A 15,958-nucleotide genomic window follows, 5' to 3' on the forward strand; every position below is an offset into this window, starting at 1 on the left:
TTGATGAATTTTGAAAGCTTTTAGAGGCAACGCACTCTCTTCAAGAGAAGGCAAGCCAGACGTTATGCATGAAACGTTTGGACTCATGCACACCAAGCTTTCATAATCGAGCCAACGCCCTGGCCACGAGAATGCGACCGCCGCTTTTCGTCCGGGGCGTTGCCACGTCCTGCCCAACTCAACTTTGCAAAGAAAGCCGATCAATGCGTCAAGAACATGACTTCATTGGCATCAAAACCATCCCTCCCGACGCGTATTGGGGTGTTCATTCCGCACGCGCAGTGGAGAACTTCCCCATCACCGGGCACTCGGTCGCGCACATGCCCGAGCTGATCCGCGCGTTTGCCTTTGTCAAAAAGGCAGCGGCCCAGGCCAATCTGCAGTTTGGCGCCATCAATCTCAAACAAGCCACCGCCATCTCCCAAGCCTGCGATGATCTGATTTCCGGCCAGCTGCACGAGCAGTTTGTAGTCGATGTGATCCAGGGCGGCGCCGGCACCTCCACGAATATGAACGCCAATGAGGTGATCGCCAACCGTGCACTCGAGCACCTGGGATTGCCCAAAGGCACTTACGATGTGATCCACCCCAATGATCATGTCAATGCTTCGCAGTCCACCAACGACTCCTACCCCACAGCCGTCAAGCTTGCCACCTACGCTGGCATCCAGAAGCTGCTGATCGCCCTGGCCGAGTTGCGCTCTGCTTTCGAAGCCAAGGCCGGCGAATTCGCCCATATCCTGAAAATCGGCCGCACACAATTACAAGATGCCGTGCCCATGACTTTGGGCCAGGAGTTTTCCGCTTTTGCTGCCATGATCGCCGACGATGAAAAGCGTCTGCGCGAATCCGCCTATCTGATGACCGAGGTGAACATGGGTGGCACGGCCATCGGCACCGGCATCAACGCTCCCGTAGGCTACGCCGGCGCCGTGACCAAGGCCTTGGCTGAAATTTCGGGCGTCCCCGTCGTCAAAGCCGGCGATCTGATCGCCGCCACGGGAGATACCGGCGCCTTTGCCGACATTTCCGGCATCTTGAAGCGTGTTGCAGTCAAGCTCTCCAAGATCAGCAATGACCTGCGCCTGCTCTCCTCGGGCCCTCAAGCAGGAGTGGCAGACATCAAGCTGCCGGCGCGCCAGGCCGGCTCATCCATCATGCCCGGCAAGGTGAATCCCGTGATTCCCGAGGTAATGAACCAGGTCTGCTTTGAAGTGATAGGCAACGATGCCGCCATCACCATGGCCGTGGAAGCCGGCCAGTTGCAGCTCAACGCCTTCGAGCCGCTGATGGCCTGGGCTCTGCATAAAAGCCTCAGCCACCTGAGCAGCGCCTGCAAGACGCTGCAAGTCAACTGCGTGGAAGGCATTGTGGCCAATGAAGCGCTGCTGGATTCCCGCATTGCCGAGTCGGTGACGCTGGTGACGGCGCTGAATCCTCTGATCGGCTACGAAAAGGCCGCCAAAATTGCCAAGACCGCCATTGCCAACGGCAAGCAGATTGCCGTGGTGGCGGAAGAGCTGGGCATCATGAGCCGGACCGAAATGAACAAGCTGCTGGTCGCCGACAAGCTGACCCAGGCCGGCGCATTGACCGCTGCATAAGCGCACTCTTTATCGACAATGCAAAAGGGCATGTTCGCCATGAACATGCCCTTTTTGGTCGATATGCTTTTAATAGCTTGGTATGCCTATATTCAAAGGGCAGGAAGCCAAAAACGCTTCATATTCAAGCCACTGCGGCATTCTCGTCACTGGGGTCATCCACGCCGCGCACGCTTTCACGCAGATTTTTGTCCTTGAGCTTGCCAAGATCGGTCTCCACCGCGCGTTTGAGCTTTTCAATCGCTGCGCTGAAGGCCTCCTTGACCTTTTCGGCTTCCGCATTCACTGCGATGGGGGGGCGACCCGTGGCCCGGGTTTCGAGCACACAGCGTTTGCCTGGGCCGCCCGTGGTCTTGAGGGCATCAACGCCCGTGAGGAAGACCTCCACACGCACCACATACTCCTTCAGGCGGGCCAGCTTGGCATTGATCTCCTCCTGCGCCCATTGAGCCAGAGACTCTCCACCCTGGATGGAATCGTCGGCATGAACCTGTACTTGCATGCAAATCCTCCTAGTCACCAAATGCCGCAACCGCTGCGGCGAAATCTGTAGGGGTGCCATAAAGGCAGGCGAAAACATCGTAACGCCAGAACCTTGTTCTGCCCATCGGGGCTTGTTACGCCAGCAAAGGACAGGGGCTTTGACCATTGTGGAGGCAGCTTCTCCCGGATTTGAAAGAGATAGCAACAAGGGTAGGTTCTATGAGCTTTGCCCTTGAGCCAAAGCAAAAAGTGCCGACCGGTAATTTGCAAAAAGTAAGCGTTTTTACGCCTCGGGCCGTCAGTTAATGCCAGCCTTCGATTCAGGCTCCGCGACAAAGCCGATGCGCGTCAGGCCTGCTGCGTGGGCCCAGCCCATGACCTGCACCACGCGACCATAGGGAACGCTGGTGTCGGCACGCAACTGCACCTCGGCCTGAGGATTGCGCCGCCCCAGCTCTTCCAGTTGCTGCTGCACTGCCGCATCGTCCGCCACGCCCCCCTGAATCCAGATTTCGCCGGTGGGGCTGACCTCCACCATCAAGGCATCGCTCTTGCTCACGGCAGTCTGCTGCACTACTGTTTGCGCCTTGGGCAGTTGCACGCGCAAGGTGGCAGCCAGCATGGGAGCAGCCAGAATGAAGATCACCACCAGCACCAGCATCACATCCACCAGCGGCGTGACATTGATGGTGTTGATCGGAGTTTCCGCCCCCTGACGGCGGCTCATGCGACCGAATGCCATGACGCCATCCTTTATGAAGCATCCACTCCGAACTGGGCATGCAGATCATGGGCAAACCCCTCCAGCACAGCCTCCAGCTGGCTGGCCGAACGCCCGAGCAGGTTATAGGCCAGCACAGCAGGCAAAGCGACAGCCAGACCGGCGGCCGTCATGACCAGGGCTTCACCCACAGGCCCGGCAAGCTGAGCGATATCGACCTGACCGCTGCCCGCCAGCGTTCCCAGTGCATGGTGAATGCCCCAGACCGTACCCAACAGGCCCACAAACGGTGCCGTTGCACCAATGGTGGCGAGCAAGGTCTGGCCCCATTGCAACTGGGTCGATGCCTGACCCAGAGCCTCACGCAGGCTGCGCAACAGCCGCTGCCCCTGCGCCGCGCTTTGTGCCAGAGAGCCTTGCGCTGCCGCTCCGCCCTGCGCCACGGCATCGGCCATGGCCTGCACCAGCCCCTGTCTATCCAGCGCCTTGACCTGCGCCATAGCCTGGACCAGATCGGGCATCTGCCAGAACGCAGCCACGGCCTGCGGCACGCGTCGGCGCGCTACGGCCATAAACCAGAGCTTGTAGAGGATGACCACCCAGCTGAGCACGGACATCAGCAGCATCAAGGCCGCCGTCGCCCATGTGACCGCATCGCCCTCTGCCAGCCATTGCCACATTCCTGCAGACATCGCTCACCTCGCTCCCAGAAATAGCAAGGGGCCGTCACGGCCCCTTTGCAAATTGCGCGGTCAGCGCAGATTCAGCACATCGTACATATCGTACTGGCCAGTCTTTTTGTCGGCCAGATAGGCCACGGCGCGCAGGCTGCCGTTGGCATAGCCGGCACGGCTGCTGGACTTGTGCGCGATCTCGATGCGCTCGCCGGTACCGGCAAACAGCACGGTGTGATCGCCCACGATATCGCCGCCGCGCACGGTGGCAAAGCCAATGGTGTCGGCCTTGCGCTCGCCGGTGTGGCCGAAGCGCTCATACACGGCGCGGTCGGCCAGCCTGGTGCCCTGGGCTTCGGCAATCACTTCGCCCATCTTCAGGGCCGTTCCAGAAGGTGCGTCGACCTTGTGCTTATGGTGAGCTTCGACGATCTCGATGTCGTAGCCGCCTTGCTGCAAGGCCTTGGCCGCCATCTCCAGCAGCTTGAAGGTCACGTTCACGCCCACGCTCATATTGGGGGCAAAAACGATGGAAGTCTTTTGGGCAAACTCGGCGATCTGCGTCTTTTGCTCATCCGAGAAGCCTGTGGTGCCGATGACCACGCCAACGCCCAGATCGGCCGCAACGGCCAGGTGCTCCATCGTGCCTTCGGGGCGCGTGAAGTCGATCAGGCAGTCGGCCTTCGACAGGGCTGCGCGCACATCGCTTTCGATCTTCAGCCCGCTGGGCTTACCCAGGAATGCAGAAGGATCGGTGCCGATGGCAGGGCTGTCGGCGCGGTCCAATGCCGCAGCCAGCACGCAGTCGCTGCTGTTCAGAATCGCTTCGATCAGCATATGGCCCATGCGGCCGGAGGCACCCGCCACAGCAACGCGCTGAGGGGTGGAGGAATGGGTGGTGGATGCGGTCATGGCGCTATCACTCGATCAAATGAAAGACGGCAGGATCACATCCACGCCGTCATAAAAAGAGAGCATCCACCGCTTTCTGCAAGCGGGGAACAACCTGTTCTGATGCTTAACGCGATTCCAGCGATGGATAGCTGGTGGCGGCGGGCGGCAGATTGGCCGCAGCCTGCTCGGCTTCGGTGTTATTGCGTGCGGGATATTTGGCCAGCTGGGCTTCGCTGGCTTCCAGCTGCGGAACCTTGGGCGTGCCCTTCATGCCTTTGAGGCTGGCCACGAAATCGGCCTCGGAAGGCATCTCGTCACCTTCGGCGCGCACAAAGGCGTCGCCATTGAAGAAGACGGTGAGCTTGCGGATCTGCGACTCCACACCGGGGCGATTGATGGTGAACACGTATTCCCAGCGATCGCCGTGGAACACGCTGGTCACGAGAGGTGTGCCCAGAATGTCGCGAATCTGCTGGCGGCTCATGCCGGGCTGCAAGGCCTCGACCTGTTCCTTGGACACGAAGTTGCCCTGCACGACATCGACCTTGTAAGGAGTGACGGCATTGGCGACACGGTGCGCGGCGCCATCGATACTGTTGCAGCCGGCCAGTGCCGCTGCGATTGCCAACGTCAGGGCCAGACCTGCGCGGCTACGGACTTGAACATGCATGGGTAATGGCATAGGGATATGATCGGGTTCATTGTAGCGGCAGGCCCCGGAGACACTTGGAGATTCCCTTTATCTGCGTGTAAAGCTTCTCCTTAAACAAGTGAGTCCAGCCTTCCATGTGCCCGTAGTCCACCAAGAGAGCCGACATGAAAAATATTGATGAACTCAAAAGCACGGGCCTCAAAGCCACTTTGCCGCGTCTGAAGATCCTGGAAATCTTCCAGAAGGGCGCCCAGCGTCACATGACGGCGGAAGATGTTTTCCGCGTGCTGCTGGACGAGCGCTCGGACATCGGCCTGGCCACGGTTTACCGCGTGCTGACCCAGTTCGAGCAGGCCGGCATCCTGATCCGCAGCAACTTCGAAAGCGGCAAGGCCGTCTACGAGCTCAACGAAGGTCAGCACCACGACCACTTCGTCTGCACCAGCTGCGGCAAGGTCGAGGAGTTCTATGACGCCGAGATCGAGAAGCGCCAGAACCTGATCGCCAAGGAAAAGGGCTGGGTGATTCAGGATCACTCCATGGCGCTCTACGGCCAGTGCGCCGAATGCGCCACACGCGCCGCCAAGTAAGAACGCAAAACGCGACGGCGAACCCAGGGGGCAGGACATGCAGATGTCTTGCCCTTTTTACATTTGGTGAGGACTTCTTTACATAGCTCCATCAAGCCTCAAACCAAACGCGAGCCGGACTGCGTATGCTGCAGTCATTCCCGCGCTTGAGGAGACCCGGTTCATGCGGCTGCTACCGTTTTCACCTGTCCAGGGCCTGCTCTGTCTGGCAGCCCTCGCATTGACCGCCTGCGCACCGCTGGGCCCCTCATCGAGCCGCCCCAGCCTCGAGGTGCTGCAGACGCTGAGCAGCAGCGCCCTGCCCGACAAGCCCAGCGTGCTGCAAAGCCAGCAATGGCTGGACCGGGTCACCTGGGGCGCCACCGACCATGATGCGGCCCGGCTGCAGCAGCAAGGCCTCAAGCGCTGGCTGGCCGCTCAGCTCAGCCCCTCCTCCGCGCCCATGCCGCCCGAGGTGCAGCAGCACATCGACGCCCTGGGCATCAGCCAGAAGCCCATGGCGCAGATCCAGCGCGAAATTGCCGACCAGCGCCTGGCCATTCGCAACAGCCAGGATCCCGAGGAGGCCGCCAAACTGCGCAGCGAGCTGCAACGCCAGCTCAATCAGCTGGGCGGCGAAGCCCAGAAACGCCATATCTGGCGCGCGCTTTATTCGCCCCACCAGTTGCAGGAGCAAATGACCTGGTTCTGGATGAATCACTTCAACGTCAGCACCCGCAAGGGCGATGTGCGCATGTGGGTGGGCGACTACGAGGAGCAGGCCATTCGCCCCCATGCGCTGGGCAAATTCCGCGAGCTGCTGACGGCCAGCATGCGCCATCCGGCCATGCTGCTGTATCTGGACAATGCCAGCAATGCCGCCGGGCGCATCAATGAAAACTACGCGCGCGAACTACTGGAGCTGCACACCATGGGCGTGGGCAGCGGCTACACCCAGGCCGATGTGCAGGCCATGGCCCATGTGCTGACCGGTGTGGGCTTCTCCACCCGGGAAGTCGATGCCCCGCCGCCCAAGCTGCGCCCCGAACGCCAGGGCGACTACGTTCGCCATGGCTTCTTCGAATTCAACCCCAATCGCCACGACTACACGCCCCAGGTCTTGCTCGGCAGGCCGCTGGAAAAAAGCGGACTGCCCCAGGTCAACGAGGCAGTAGACCGCATAGTGGCCTCGCCCGTCACTGCGCGCTTCATAGCACGCAAGCTCTGCGTCTATTTTCTTGGCGACAAGCCGCCCCAGGCCGTGGTCGAGCGCACGGCCCAAGCCTTCGAGCGCAGCCATGGCGATATTGCCGCCACGCTGGCAACCCTGCTGAGCGACCCGCAGGCTCAGCAATTCGGCCAACGCTTCAAGGACCCGGTCCACTATGTGCTGGGCGCCACACGCCTGGCCTACGACCAGCGCGTGGCCAGCGATGTGGGGCCGGTACAGAACTGGCTCAACCAGCTGGGCCAGCCGCTATACGGCCACGAAACACCCGACGGCTACCCCGTGACGCAGTCGGACTGGTCCAGCTCCGGCCAGATGAATGCCCGCTTCGAGGTGGCAAGGCAGATTGGCAGCCGCGGCGCGCTGCTGTTCCGCAGCAGCCCGCAGCAGCCGCTTGAGAAGCCGCCCTATCCCGACCTGGACAAGCGCAGCAGCGTCCAGGCTCGCGTGCCGGCATTGGGTGCCGCCACACGCGCCGCACTGGCCCAGGCCAGGAACCCGGCGGACAGGAACAGCTTTTTCCTCTCCGCCCCCGAAATGATGTACCGCTAAGGAGGGCAGCCATGCAAAGACGTCAATTTCTCAGCCTCGGCGCTGCCCTGCCGCTGTTCTGCCAGCTGGGCCAAGGTCTGGCCGCCCCCTTGCAAAGCGGCTCGCCCCGTTTTCTGCTGGTCTTCCTGCGCGGCGCCTACGACAGCAACAGCCTGCTGGTGCCAACCCATAGCGACTTCTACTATCAGGCCAGGCCCAGCATCGCCATTGCCCGCCCGGGCTCGGCCGACGGGGCTCTGGCCCTGAACCCTCAATGGGGACTGCATCCCGCGTTGCAAAGCAGTCTGCTGCCGCTGTACGAACAGGGCCAGGCCTGTTTTGTGCCGTTCGCGGGCAGCAACGACCTCTCGCGCAGCCATTTCGAAACCCAGGACTCGATCGAGCTGGGCCAGCCCCAGGAAGGCGGGAAAAGCTATCAGAGCGGCTTTCTGAACCGGCTGACCCGGGTACTGCAGGCCGACAGCCAGAGCCGGCTCAACCTCAGCCCCATGGCCTTCACCGCCCAGCTGCCGCTATGCCTGCGCGGCAGCGCCCAGGTGGCGAACATGGCGCTGGCCTCCGTGCGCAAGTCTGCGCTGGACGAGCAGCGCAGCCAGACCATTGCCTCCATGTACCAGGGCTCGGCACTGGAAGCTCCGGTGCGCGAAGGCTTTGCGGTACAGCGTGCCGTGCAGCGCAGCATGCAGGAGGAAATGGACCAGGCCGGGCGCAATGCCATCAGTGCCAAGGGCTTCAGCCTGGTCGCACAGCGCATGGCGCATCTGATGCGCGAGCAATTCGACCTGGGCTTTGTCGATATCGGAGGCTGGGACACCCATGTCAACCAGGGCGCCGCCAGCGGCAATCTGGCCAACCGGCTCGGCGACCTGAGCCAGGGCCTGGCGACGTTCGCCGAATCCATGGGAGCCGAAACCTGGCGCCATACCGTGGTGGCAGTGATCAGCGAGTTCGGGCGCACCTTCCGCGAAAACGGCAACAAGGGCACGGACCACGGCCATGGCACGGCTTACTGGTTTCTCGGCGGCGGCCTCTCGGCCCAGGCCGGCGGCAAGGTGCTGGGCGAGCAGATCGAAGTCACCGAAAAAGCGCTGTTCCAGAACCGCGACTACCCCGTGCTCAACGAATACCGTTCCCTGCTCGGCGGCCTGTTCGCGCGCATGTACGGCTTGAACACAGCGCAGCTGCAGCAGATCTTTCCGACGTCCCAGCCAGGCAGGCTGCAGCTGGTCTAGAACGACTCGCCGCTTTCCATGGCGCGGCGGTGGCGCATCACGAATTCCTGGTAAGTGTCGATGCCGCGCAGCTGCAAAATGGCATTGCGCACTGCGGCTTCCACCAGCACGGCGATGTTTCGGCCCGCCACCACCTGAATCACCACCTTGCGCACGGGCACGCCCAGCACGTCCTGGGTCAGCGGCTCGGCGGGCAGGCGCTCGTATTCGCGCTCCATGGTTTCCTTGCGCACCAGGTGCACGATGAGCTTGAGCCGCATCTTGCGACGCACTGCCGTCTCGCCAAAGATGGCACGAATATCGAGCAGGCCGATGCCGCGCACTTCAAGCAGGTTCTGCAGCAGCTCGGGGCATTTGCCTTCGACCGTGGTCTGGTTGATGCGATACAGGTCCACCGCATCGTCGGCCACCAGACCGTTGCCGCGCGTGACCAGCTCCAGCCCCAGCTCGCTCTTGCCCAGGCCCGATTCGCCCGTGATCAGCACGCCCATGCCCAAAATATCCATGAACACGCCGTGCATGGTGATGCGATCGGCGAAATGCTTGGACAGATAGGCACGCAGCACGTCGATGACAAAGGCCGACTGCTCCTTGGTGGAGAACAGCGGGATATGCGCGCGCTCGCACATGGAGATCAGCTCGTCGGGAGCGTCCTGGCCGTCGGCCAGCACCAGCACCGGCGGCTCCAGCGTGACGATGCGGGCAATGCGGCGCAAGCAGTCTTGCGAGGTGGCATTGGTCAGATAGGCGATTTCACGCTCGCCCAGCACCTGCAGACGGTAGGGGTGGATGTAGTTGAGATAGCCCACCAGATCGGCACCCGAGCGGGCCGAGCGCACGGCCATCTCGTCAAAGCGGCGCTCGGAGGCGCCCAGCCCCGCTATCCACTGCCAGCGCAGGCTGGAGTTGCGAAATGCCTCGAACAGAACGTCGGCACTGATGGCGCTGGGTCTCATGGCAAGGCCCTGTCAGTCAAAAAGAAGGGCCAGGACTCAGGCCTGGGAGGTGATGGAGGACTGCCAGCTGTCGATCATGCCGTGCAGCTGCTGCGCATCGGTGGACGACTTCAGGCGCTCGCGCAACTGGCTGTCGCTGAGCAGCTCGGCGATCTCGGAGAGGATTTCCAGGTGCTTTTGTGTCGCCGCCTCGGGCACCAGCAAAAAGATCAGCAGGCCGACCGGCTGCTCATCGGGCGCATCGAAGCCGATGGGGTTGGCCAGCTGGAACACTGCCGCCATGGGAGCCGTCAGGCCCTTGATGCGGCCATGGGGAATGGCAACTCCATGCCCCAGACCGGTAGAGCCCAGGCGTTCGCGTGCGAACAGGCTATCGGTGATCAGGGCACGAGACAGACCATGCAAGCTCTCAAAGAGCAAACCCGCTTCCTCGAAAGCGCGTTTCTTGCTGGTGACATCAACGCTCACAAGCACTTGAGCGGCGGGAAGGATAGAAGCTAGGCGATTCATGGTGTGATCAACAATTATGCACCGCAGCGCTGAAAACCGTGGGGAAACCCTGATCACCATCAAAAACCGCCCCGTAGGGCGGCGCTTTTAGCGTTGTAACAAGGCGACAGCCCTGCAACAAACCGGCGCAAAAGCTAGGTTTGCGCCTCGCTTTCATCAAGCTGACACCTGCGCCAGCTGCAAGCCCCCGGAGTCCAGTCGCTTGGCTGTGGCACGCGGGCCTTGTTGACGAGTCTTGTAGCGCATCACCACACGGTCGAGTTTATCGGCCAGGGCGTCCACGGCGGCATAGAGGTCGAAATGCTGCGTCTCCACGAACAAGTCTTGCCCTTTCACGCGCACCGTGCAACCGGCGCGCTGTCGTTTGTCTTTTTCCTTTTGCTTGTGGACTGTGAGCAGTACCTTCACGTCCACAACCTGATCGAAGTGCCTGAGAATGCGTTCCAGCTTGGCCATGACATAGCTGCGCAGCGAGGGAGTGACCTCCAGGTGATGCCCGCTAATCGTCAAATTCATAACAAAACACTCCTTAGCTCTCGGTGAAATCACTGCGGTTTCACAGCGCCTGATGGCTGTGCCGCAGCCTGGCAGTTCGGAATGCGCATTCGTCTTTGCTGTGAACCCACTATGCGCCCGCCCCACGCCAAAGGCAACGAAATGACCGTGATAGCGCAGGCTCGCCAGGGGCCTTGTTTGTCGGTTTGATGACAGGCGGTTTTGACGCCACAATGAGTGGCTTTGGCCCGCATGCAAGGGATACGCCGGCATGCCCCAGGGCCTCGATCGCAGCAGGCGCGCACTGGCAAAGACCGTGACCGTCCAAACCCCTGCCTGCGCCATTAAAATCGCGTTTTTACGCAGCCGCCTCTCGGGCCTGCGACGCTGGCAGCCCCTTGGGCTTTCAGGCGCCTGCTGACCGACTGCACGCCTGAATTGCCTGACAGCCCTATCTCGACCATGACCACCCAGCCCTCCGCCCTGCATACCTCCAACATTGCCTCGCTGCCCCTGCTCGCACGTGGCAAGGTCCGCGACAACTACGCCGTGGGCGACGACCGCATCCTGATGGTGGCCTCCGACCGCCTGTCCGCCTTTGACGTGATCATGGGCGAGCCCATCCCCGGCAAGGGCGTGCTGCTGACGCAGATGGCGCTGTTCTGGTTCGACAAGCTGGGCCATATCTGCCCCAACCACCTGACCGGCGAAGCGCCCGAGTCCGTGGTCAAGCCCGAGGAAGTCAAGCAAGTCGAAGGCCGCTCCATGCTGGTCAAGCGCCTCAAGCCCGTGCTGATCGAAGCCGTGGTGCGCGGCTATCTGGCCGGTAGCGGCTGGAAGGAATACCAGGAATCGCAATCGGTCTGCGGCGTGAAGCTGCCCGCCGGCCTGACCAACGCGGCCAAGCTGCCCGAGCCCATCTACACCCCCGCGGCCAAGGCCGAAATGGGTGACCACGACGAGAACATCACCTACGAGCGCACTGTGGAAATGGTGGGCGAGCAGCTCGCGGCCCAGATCCGCGATACCGCCATCCGCATCTACAAGGAAGCGGCCGAGATCGCGCTGACCAAGGGCATGATCATTGCCGACACCAAGTTCGAGTTCGGCCTGACCGAAGACGGCACCCTGGTTCTGATGGACGAGGTGCTGACCCCCGACAGCTCGCGCTACTGGCCCGTGGAAGGCTACGAGGACGCACTGGCCAAGGGCGAGAACCCTCCCAGCTACGACAAGCAGTTCGTGCGCGACTGGCTGGAGCAGGCCCAGGTCAACGGCAAGGCCTGGGACAAGAAGGCTCCCGCGCCCCGCCTGCCCAAGGAAGTGATCGACAGGACGGCGGCCAAGTACCGCGAAGCGCTGGATCGCCTGACCGCCTGAGCGATCGGTGCCAAGCAGACAAAAGGCCTCCGGAACAGAAATCCGGGGGCCTTTTTATTTTGATAGCAGCTTGCGCTTTCAGAAAGAAGATTTCAGCCTGAAATAATTCTGGAATCCTTTATGAGCATGCGCTGACAGCTATGTTTTTAGTGGTGATGGCCGTGACCACCGTGCACATGCTTGTGGGCGATTTCTTCCTCGGAGGCCGCACGCACCTCGTTGACCACTGCGCTGAAGCGCAGCGCGAAGCCGGCCAGAGGGTGGTTGCCGTCGAGCAGCACCACGGGGCCCTTGATCTTCACCACGTTGTAGATCTGGGGCAGGCCCTGGTCGTTGGTGCCGCGCAGCTGGCCCCCCACCTTCACGCCTGCAGGGAACTCGCCCTTGGGAATGGTGCGCTTGAGGCTTTCGTCGCGCTCGCCGAAGGCGTCCGCCACGGCCAGGTCCACAGTCACGGTATCGCCTTTTTGCTTGCCGTCCAGAGCGGCTTCGACCTTGGCGAAGATGTTGTCATAGCCGCCGTGCAGATAGGCCACATCGCCCTTGTCCAGCAGTTTGACGGCCACGCCGCCCGCGAGCAGCTCGTGAATCTTGTAGTTGATGGTGACGGCAGTGTCTTTGGTGATGTTCATGACAGTTTGGAGATTCCGCGAGCGACTCGCACCATTCGGCCCATCGCAGGCAGCGGTTTGAGCGGCTTTAAAACAAAGCCGCCATGGCCAGCAATGGGTCATGGCGGTCAGGCGCACATTGTCGCAGCGTTTGAACAACCGCCTCCAGCAGCGAAATTTCAGGTGGCAGCCAGCACTGGGGGCTGCTCGTCGACGTCGGCCCCTGGGTAGCGCGCAAAGCGGCGGTTCTCGCTGCCATGCACCGGATCACTGTCCTTCCAGGGCCAGCCGCCGAACTGGGTGCGGCGGTAGTCCTGCATGGCCTGCATGATCTCCTCCTGCGTGTTCATCACAAAGGGGCCGTATTGCGCCACCTTCTCGCTGATCGGCTTGCCCTGCAGCAGCACCAGCTCTGCACTGACATCGCCGGTGTTGACCAGCTCCAGCTCGCGCTGAGCGTCGACATGCATGGCCAGATGTCCGTTCACGGCTTCGCCACCCACAGTCATGCTCTTGCCTACGAAGAAGTAGAGCATGCGGTGAGTTTGGTCACCGGCTGCCCTGGGCAGGGTCCAGCGGGCACCGGGCTCCAGCTCCAGCGTCCAGATGGCCACATCGCTGTCGGCCTGGGAGGCCCAGGATTCGGGTGGAGGCGGCAAGGCCTTGTCCGCACCGTCCAGGGCACCAGCCACGACGGTCACGGTGGTTTTGCGGCCCGCCGCATCGCTGAAGCTCAGGCGCGGGATCTGCTCGTTCCAGAACATGGTGAAATGGGGCTCCACCATCTTGTTCTTCGCAGGCAGGTTCAGCCAGATCTGGAACAATTCCAGCGGATTGGGCTTGTCGCTGTTCAGCAGCGGGAACATCTCCGAATGCTGGATGCCCTTGCCGGCCGTGAGCCACTGCACATCGCCTCCGCCGAAGCGTGCGGCTGCGCCCAGCGAGTCCGCATGGTCGATGCGGCCCTTGCGCACCAGGGTCACGGTCTCGAAGCCGCGATGCGGGTGGCCCGGAAAGCCCGGAATCGGCTCGCCGTGGTACATGGAGAAGCCGTTGCGGGCGCTGAAGTCGCTGCCCATCTCGCGTCCCTCGAACTCCACGGCCTGCACGCCCATCTTGCCGTTGCTGGCCGGATAGCTGTCATCGTGGTGAGCGCAGAACAGAAAGGGATCCAGGCAGGGCCAGCGCGGCCCCAAGGGGGCGCTTTCCAGAATGGGTTGGCGATTCGTGGTCATGGAGTTCTCCTCTTGAGAGGCCACTGCCAGTTGCAGGGCCCTAAGTCTCGAAGATAAGGCCAGCCCACGGGTTTGAAAGACATCACCGCTGGGACAGTACTTGCCGCTTTTGCAACAGCGGCAAGCCCATACTGCCCTGGTCGGCGCTCAGCCGCGCGGCGGAATGTTCAGACCTTTTTGCGTCGCCGGGCGGGCCATGAAGGCCTTGAGCACGCGCTGCAGCTCCGGAAACCCGTTCCAGCCCACCAGCTCGGCGGCGTTGTAGCCGTTCTCGTCGACCATATTGCGCACCCAGGGCCAGATGGCGATATCGGCAATCGTGAGCTGCGCGCCCATGATCCACTCGCGGCCCTGCATGCGCTGCTCCAGCACGCCCAGCAGGCGTTTGGACTCGTTGATATAGCGGTCGCGCGGGCGCTTGTCCTCGAAGTCCTTGCCCGCGAACTTGTGGAAGAAGCCGACCTGGCCGAACATGGGTCCCACGCCGCCCATCTGGAACATCAGCCACTGCAGCGTCTCGTAGCGCGCCGCGGGGTCTGCGGGCAGCAGCGGGCTGCCGCTCTTCTCGGCCAGATAGATCAGGATGGCCGCCGACTCGAACAGCGCCAGTGGCTTTCCGCCCGGGCCTTGCGGGTCGATGATGGCGGGAATCTTGTTGTTGGGAAAAGTGCCGACAAACTCTGGTGTGAGCTGGTCATTGGTCTGGAAGCTGACCAGGTGCGCCTCGTAGGGCAGCTGCATTTCCTCCAGCGCAATCGATACCTTCACGCCGTTGGGCGTGGGCAGCGAGTAAAGCTGGATGCGCTCGGGGTGCTGCGCGGGCCATTTGCGGGTCACGGAAAAATCGGCGAGGACTTGGGGTTGCGTCATGGGTTTCCTTCGGAGCGTGTTGGCAATCTCTGCGGCCCCGCAAGGGGGTGGCAGCGTGACCTGGCAAGCCACGACACAGAGCGCCCGAGCATCCTAACGGTTGTCATGCGGCCTTGCAGGCAGCGCTGCCGATGGCTGAGATGGCCAGATGCGGGTACGCAGATTCCCTCATCGAAGACGGCGCTTCAGCGGGTGATATTGGGTGTCTACAAGAAGTGAACACGGAGATATGACATGCATCAGCTTCCTGGGAGGCCCGATTCTTTTCTCACCGGCGCAAAGACGCCTGCTTGCGCTTTGCTGAACCGGCGACAAGTGCTGAGCCTAGGCGCTACCGCGCTGGCTGCAGGGCTGATGCTGGCCAGCGGTGCGACCGCTGCCGCAGGCTTTCCGGAGCGCGCCGTGACGGTCGTCGTGCCGTATTCGCCGGCCGGAGGCGTGGACATCGTGACCAGGCTGGTCACCACGCCCATGGCGGAGTTTCTGGGTCAGTCCATCGTGGTGGAAAACAAGCCCGGAGGCGGCACGAATATCGGCATGGCGACAGTGGCACGCTCCGCGCCCAATGGCTATTCGCTGCTGACGGCCTCGAACACGCTGACCACCAACAAGGCGCTGTACTCCAAGCTCAGCTTCGACCCCGCGACCGACCTGATTCCCGTAGGGCGCATCGGCGAGGCGCCACTGGTGGTCGTGGTCAACGCCAAGTCACCGTACAAAAGCCTGGCCGAACTGATTGCAGCGGGCAAGGCCAAGCCCGGCGCCCTGTCCTATGGCACGGCAGGCGTGGGCAGTTCGGGCCATATGGCGAGTGCCTTGCTGGAAAAAGCCGGGCAGTTCAAGGGCGTTCATATTCCCTACAAGGGTGGCTCCACCGCCGTGACGGATCTGCTGGGCGGGCGTCTGGACTTCATGGCGATCAACCCACTGGAAGTCGCGGGTCATGTGAACAGCGGCAACCTGCGCGCACTGGCGGTGCTCAACAAGAATGGCTCGCGCCTGCTGCCTCAGGTGCCGACTGCGCGCTCCCTGGGCGTGGATGTGCAAGCTACCGTATGGTGGGGCCTTGTAGCGCCCAAGGGAACGCCCGAGGCCGTGATCCAGACGCTGAACGCTGCACTCAACAAGGCGCTGACCACGCCTGCGGTCACCCAGACGCTGGCCGATATGGGTGCCACGCCCCTGGGAGGAACACCGGCTCAGTTCGGCAGCTTCATCCAGGCCGAAACCCGGGAACTCGGCGACGTCATCCGAGCCGCCGATATTCGCGCGGACTGATGCCGGCGAAGGCC

17 protein-coding genes are annotated in these 15,958 nt (G+C 62.2%); 6 read left to right on the forward strand and 11 right to left on the reverse strand.

Annotated features, from left to right (window positions below; all coding sequences use genetic code 11):
* Window positions 1–203: 203 nt before the first annotated feature.
* Window positions 204–1,604, forward strand: coding sequence for an aspartate ammonia-lyase (locus tag FSY45_RS17670; RefSeq protein ID WP_034350879.1), 1,401 nt, complete (start codon window positions 204–206; stop codon window positions 1,602–1,604).
* Between the two features lie 124 nt (window positions 1,605–1,728).
* Here FSY45_RS17670 and FSY45_RS17675 read toward each other — a convergent pair whose 3' ends face one another.
* The 5 genes from FSY45_RS17675 to FSY45_RS17695 all read right to left on the reverse strand — a co-directional run bounded on the left by FSY45_RS17675 (window position 1,729) and on the right by FSY45_RS17695 (window position 5,046).
* The gene (locus tag FSY45_RS17675; RefSeq protein WP_003060358.1) at window positions 1,729–2,106 is read right to left on the reverse strand and encodes an HPF/RaiA family ribosome-associated protein; all 378 of its coding nucleotides are present in this window, start codon (window positions 2,104–2,106) and stop codon (window positions 1,729–1,731) included.
* A 279-nt stretch (window positions 2,107–2,385) separates the two neighbouring features.
* Window positions 2,386–2,829, reverse strand: a complete 444-nt coding sequence (locus tag FSY45_RS17680; RefSeq protein WP_003061580.1) for a biopolymer transporter ExbD — start codon at window positions 2,827–2,829, stop codon at window positions 2,386–2,388.
* A gap of 11 nt (window positions 2,830–2,840) precedes the next feature.
* Window positions 2,841–3,500, reverse strand: coding sequence for a MotA/TolQ/ExbB proton channel family protein (locus FSY45_RS17685; RefSeq protein WP_046460441.1), 660 nt, complete (start codon window positions 3,498–3,500; stop codon window positions 2,841–2,843).
* A gap of 60 nt (window positions 3,501–3,560) precedes the next feature.
* Entirely contained in the window at window positions 3,561–4,394 is an 834-nt protein-coding gene (dapB, locus tag FSY45_RS17690) for a 4-hydroxy-tetrahydrodipicolinate reductase (RefSeq protein WP_003061575.1), read from the reverse strand.
* A 106-nt stretch (window positions 4,395–4,500) separates the two neighbouring features.
* Window positions 4,501–5,046 (reverse strand): outer membrane protein assembly factor BamE, encoded by a 546-nt coding sequence (locus FSY45_RS17695; RefSeq protein WP_046460440.1) that lies wholly within the window; start codon window positions 5,044–5,046, stop codon window positions 4,501–4,503.
* 146 nt (window positions 5,047–5,192) lie between these two features.
* Here FSY45_RS17695 and fur point away from each other — a divergent pair, with 146 nt between their 5' ends.
* The 3 genes from fur to FSY45_RS17710 all read left to right on the forward strand — a co-directional run bounded on the left by fur (window position 5,193) and on the right by FSY45_RS17710 (window position 8,609).
* The gene (gene fur, locus FSY45_RS17700; protein WP_003060349.1) at window positions 5,193–5,618 is read left to right on the forward strand and encodes a ferric iron uptake transcriptional regulator; all 426 of its coding nucleotides are present in this window, start codon (window positions 5,193–5,195) and stop codon (window positions 5,616–5,618) included.
* Window positions 5,619–5,781: 163 nt separating this feature from the next.
* Window positions 5,782–7,377, forward strand: a complete 1,596-nt coding sequence (locus tag FSY45_RS17705; protein ID WP_148748124.1) for a DUF1800 domain-containing protein — start codon at window positions 5,782–5,784, stop codon at window positions 7,375–7,377.
* An 11-nt stretch (window positions 7,378–7,388) separates the two neighbouring features.
* Window positions 7,389–8,609: a DUF1501 domain-containing protein gene (locus FSY45_RS17710; protein ID WP_046460438.1), complete on the forward strand. Its 1,221-nt coding sequence runs from the start codon at window positions 7,389–7,391 to the stop codon at window positions 8,607–8,609.
* On the opposite strand, the gene hprK is transcribed toward FSY45_RS17710, so the two are convergent.
* The 3 genes from hprK to hpf all read right to left on the reverse strand — a co-directional run bounded on the left by hprK (window position 8,606) and on the right by hpf (window position 10,591).
* On the reverse strand, window positions 8,606–9,565 hold the full coding sequence (gene hprK, locus FSY45_RS17715) for an HPr(Ser) kinase/phosphatase (RefSeq protein WP_003060345.1): 960 nt from the start codon (window positions 9,563–9,565) through the stop codon (window positions 8,606–8,608). The two genes, FSY45_RS17710 and hprK, sit on opposite strands and share 4 nt — an antisense overlap.
* 36 nt (window positions 9,566–9,601) lie before the next feature.
* On the reverse strand, window positions 9,602–10,075 hold the full coding sequence (locus FSY45_RS17720; RefSeq protein WP_034347954.1) for a PTS sugar transporter subunit IIA: 474 nt from the start codon (window positions 10,073–10,075) through the stop codon (window positions 9,602–9,604).
* A gap of 156 nt (window positions 10,076–10,231) precedes the next feature.
* Entirely contained in the window at window positions 10,232–10,591 is a 360-nt protein-coding gene (gene hpf / locus FSY45_RS17725) for a ribosome hibernation-promoting factor, HPF/YfiA family (RefSeq protein WP_003067012.1), read from the reverse strand.
* 441 nt (window positions 10,592–11,032) lie between these two features.
* Here hpf and FSY45_RS17730 point away from each other — a divergent pair, with 441 nt between their 5' ends.
* Entirely contained in the window at window positions 11,033–11,950 is a 918-nt protein-coding gene (locus tag FSY45_RS17730) for a phosphoribosylaminoimidazolesuccinocarboxamide synthase (RefSeq protein ID WP_003067010.1), read from the forward strand.
* A gap of 146 nt (window positions 11,951–12,096) precedes the next feature.
* Here the strand turns inward: FSY45_RS17730 and FSY45_RS17735 are convergent, their stop codons facing one another.
* The 3 genes from FSY45_RS17735 to FSY45_RS17745 all read right to left on the reverse strand — a co-directional run bounded on the left by FSY45_RS17735 (window position 12,097) and on the right by FSY45_RS17745 (window position 14,666).
* The gene (locus FSY45_RS17735) at window positions 12,097–12,582 is read right to left on the reverse strand and encodes a peptidylprolyl isomerase (RefSeq protein WP_034350897.1); all 486 of its coding nucleotides are present in this window, start codon (window positions 12,580–12,582) and stop codon (window positions 12,097–12,099) included.
* Between the two features lie 158 nt (window positions 12,583–12,740).
* Window positions 12,741–13,796, reverse strand: a complete 1,056-nt coding sequence (locus FSY45_RS17740) for a pirin family protein (protein ID WP_046460437.1) — start codon at window positions 13,794–13,796, stop codon at window positions 12,741–12,743.
* A gap of 147 nt (window positions 13,797–13,943) precedes the next feature.
* Entirely contained in the window at window positions 13,944–14,666 is a 723-nt protein-coding gene (locus tag FSY45_RS17745) for a glutathione binding-like protein (protein ID WP_012840269.1), read from the reverse strand.
* Window positions 14,667–14,900: 234 nt separating this feature from the next.
* On the opposite strand from FSY45_RS17745, the gene FSY45_RS17750 reads away from it, so the two are divergent.
* Window positions 14,901–15,944 (forward strand): tripartite tricarboxylate transporter substrate binding protein, encoded by a 1,044-nt coding sequence (locus FSY45_RS17750; RefSeq protein ID WP_046460436.1) that lies wholly within the window; start codon window positions 14,901–14,903, stop codon window positions 15,942–15,944.
* The last annotated feature ends 14 nt before the right edge of the window (window positions 15,945–15,958 follow it).

Origin of the sequence: Comamonas sp. Z1 (assembly GCF_008121555.1) — a bacterium.
Taxonomy (GTDB): Bacteria; Pseudomonadota; Gammaproteobacteria; order Burkholderiales; family Burkholderiaceae_C; genus Comamonas; species Comamonas thiooxydans.

What these genes read in the sequence shown, in the direction of transcription:
- FSY45_RS17670 (WP_034350879.1), top strand. Translation starts at nt 204, where the DNA reads ATGCGTCAAGAACATGACTTCATTGGCATCAAAACCATCCCTCCCGAC.
- FSY45_RS17675 (WP_003060358.1), bottom strand. Translation starts at nt 2,106, where the DNA reads ATGCAAGTACAGGTTCATGCCGACGATTCCATCCAGGGTGGAGAGTCT.
- FSY45_RS17680 (WP_003061580.1), bottom strand. Translation starts at nt 2,829, where the DNA reads ATGGCATTCGGTCGCATGAGCCGCCGTCAGGGGGCGGAAACTCCGATC.
- FSY45_RS17685 (WP_046460441.1), bottom strand. Translation starts at nt 3,500, where the DNA reads ATGTCTGCAGGAATGTGGCAATGGCTGGCAGAGGGCGATGCGGTCACA.
- dapB (WP_003061575.1), bottom strand. Translation starts at nt 4,394, where the DNA reads ATGACCGCATCCACCACCCATTCCTCCACCCCTCAGCGCGTTGCTGTG.
- FSY45_RS17695 (WP_046460440.1), bottom strand. Translation starts at nt 5,046, where the DNA reads ATGCATGTTCAAGTCCGTAGCCGCGCAGGTCTGGCCCTGACGTTGGCA.
- fur (WP_003060349.1), top strand. Translation starts at nt 5,193, where the DNA reads ATGAAAAATATTGATGAACTCAAAAGCACGGGCCTCAAAGCCACTTTG.
- FSY45_RS17705 (WP_148748124.1), top strand. Translation starts at nt 5,782, where the DNA reads ATGCGGCTGCTACCGTTTTCACCTGTCCAGGGCCTGCTCTGTCTGGCA.
- FSY45_RS17710 (WP_046460438.1), top strand. Translation starts at nt 7,389, where the DNA reads ATGCAAAGACGTCAATTTCTCAGCCTCGGCGCTGCCCTGCCGCTGTTC.
- hprK (WP_003060345.1), bottom strand. Translation starts at nt 9,565, where the DNA reads ATGAGACCCAGCGCCATCAGTGCCGACGTTCTGTTCGAGGCATTTCGC.
- FSY45_RS17720 (WP_034347954.1), bottom strand. Translation starts at nt 10,075, where the DNA reads ATGAATCGCCTAGCTTCTATCCTTCCCGCCGCTCAAGTGCTTGTGAGC.
- hpf (WP_003067012.1), bottom strand. Translation starts at nt 10,591, where the DNA reads ATGAATTTGACGATTAGCGGGCATCACCTGGAGGTCACTCCCTCGCTG.
- FSY45_RS17730 (WP_003067010.1), top strand. Translation starts at nt 11,033, where the DNA reads ATGACCACCCAGCCCTCCGCCCTGCATACCTCCAACATTGCCTCGCTG.
- FSY45_RS17735 (WP_034350897.1), bottom strand. Translation starts at nt 12,582, where the DNA reads ATGAACATCACCAAAGACACTGCCGTCACCATCAACTACAAGATTCAC.
- FSY45_RS17740 (WP_046460437.1), bottom strand. Translation starts at nt 13,796, where the DNA reads ATGACCACGAATCGCCAACCCATTCTGGAAAGCGCCCCCTTGGGGCCG.
- FSY45_RS17745 (WP_012840269.1), bottom strand. Translation starts at nt 14,666, where the DNA reads ATGACGCAACCCCAAGTCCTCGCCGATTTTTCCGTGACCCGCAAATGG.
- FSY45_RS17750 (WP_046460436.1), top strand. Translation starts at nt 14,901, where the DNA reads ATGCATCAGCTTCCTGGGAGGCCCGATTCTTTTCTCACCGGCGCAAAG.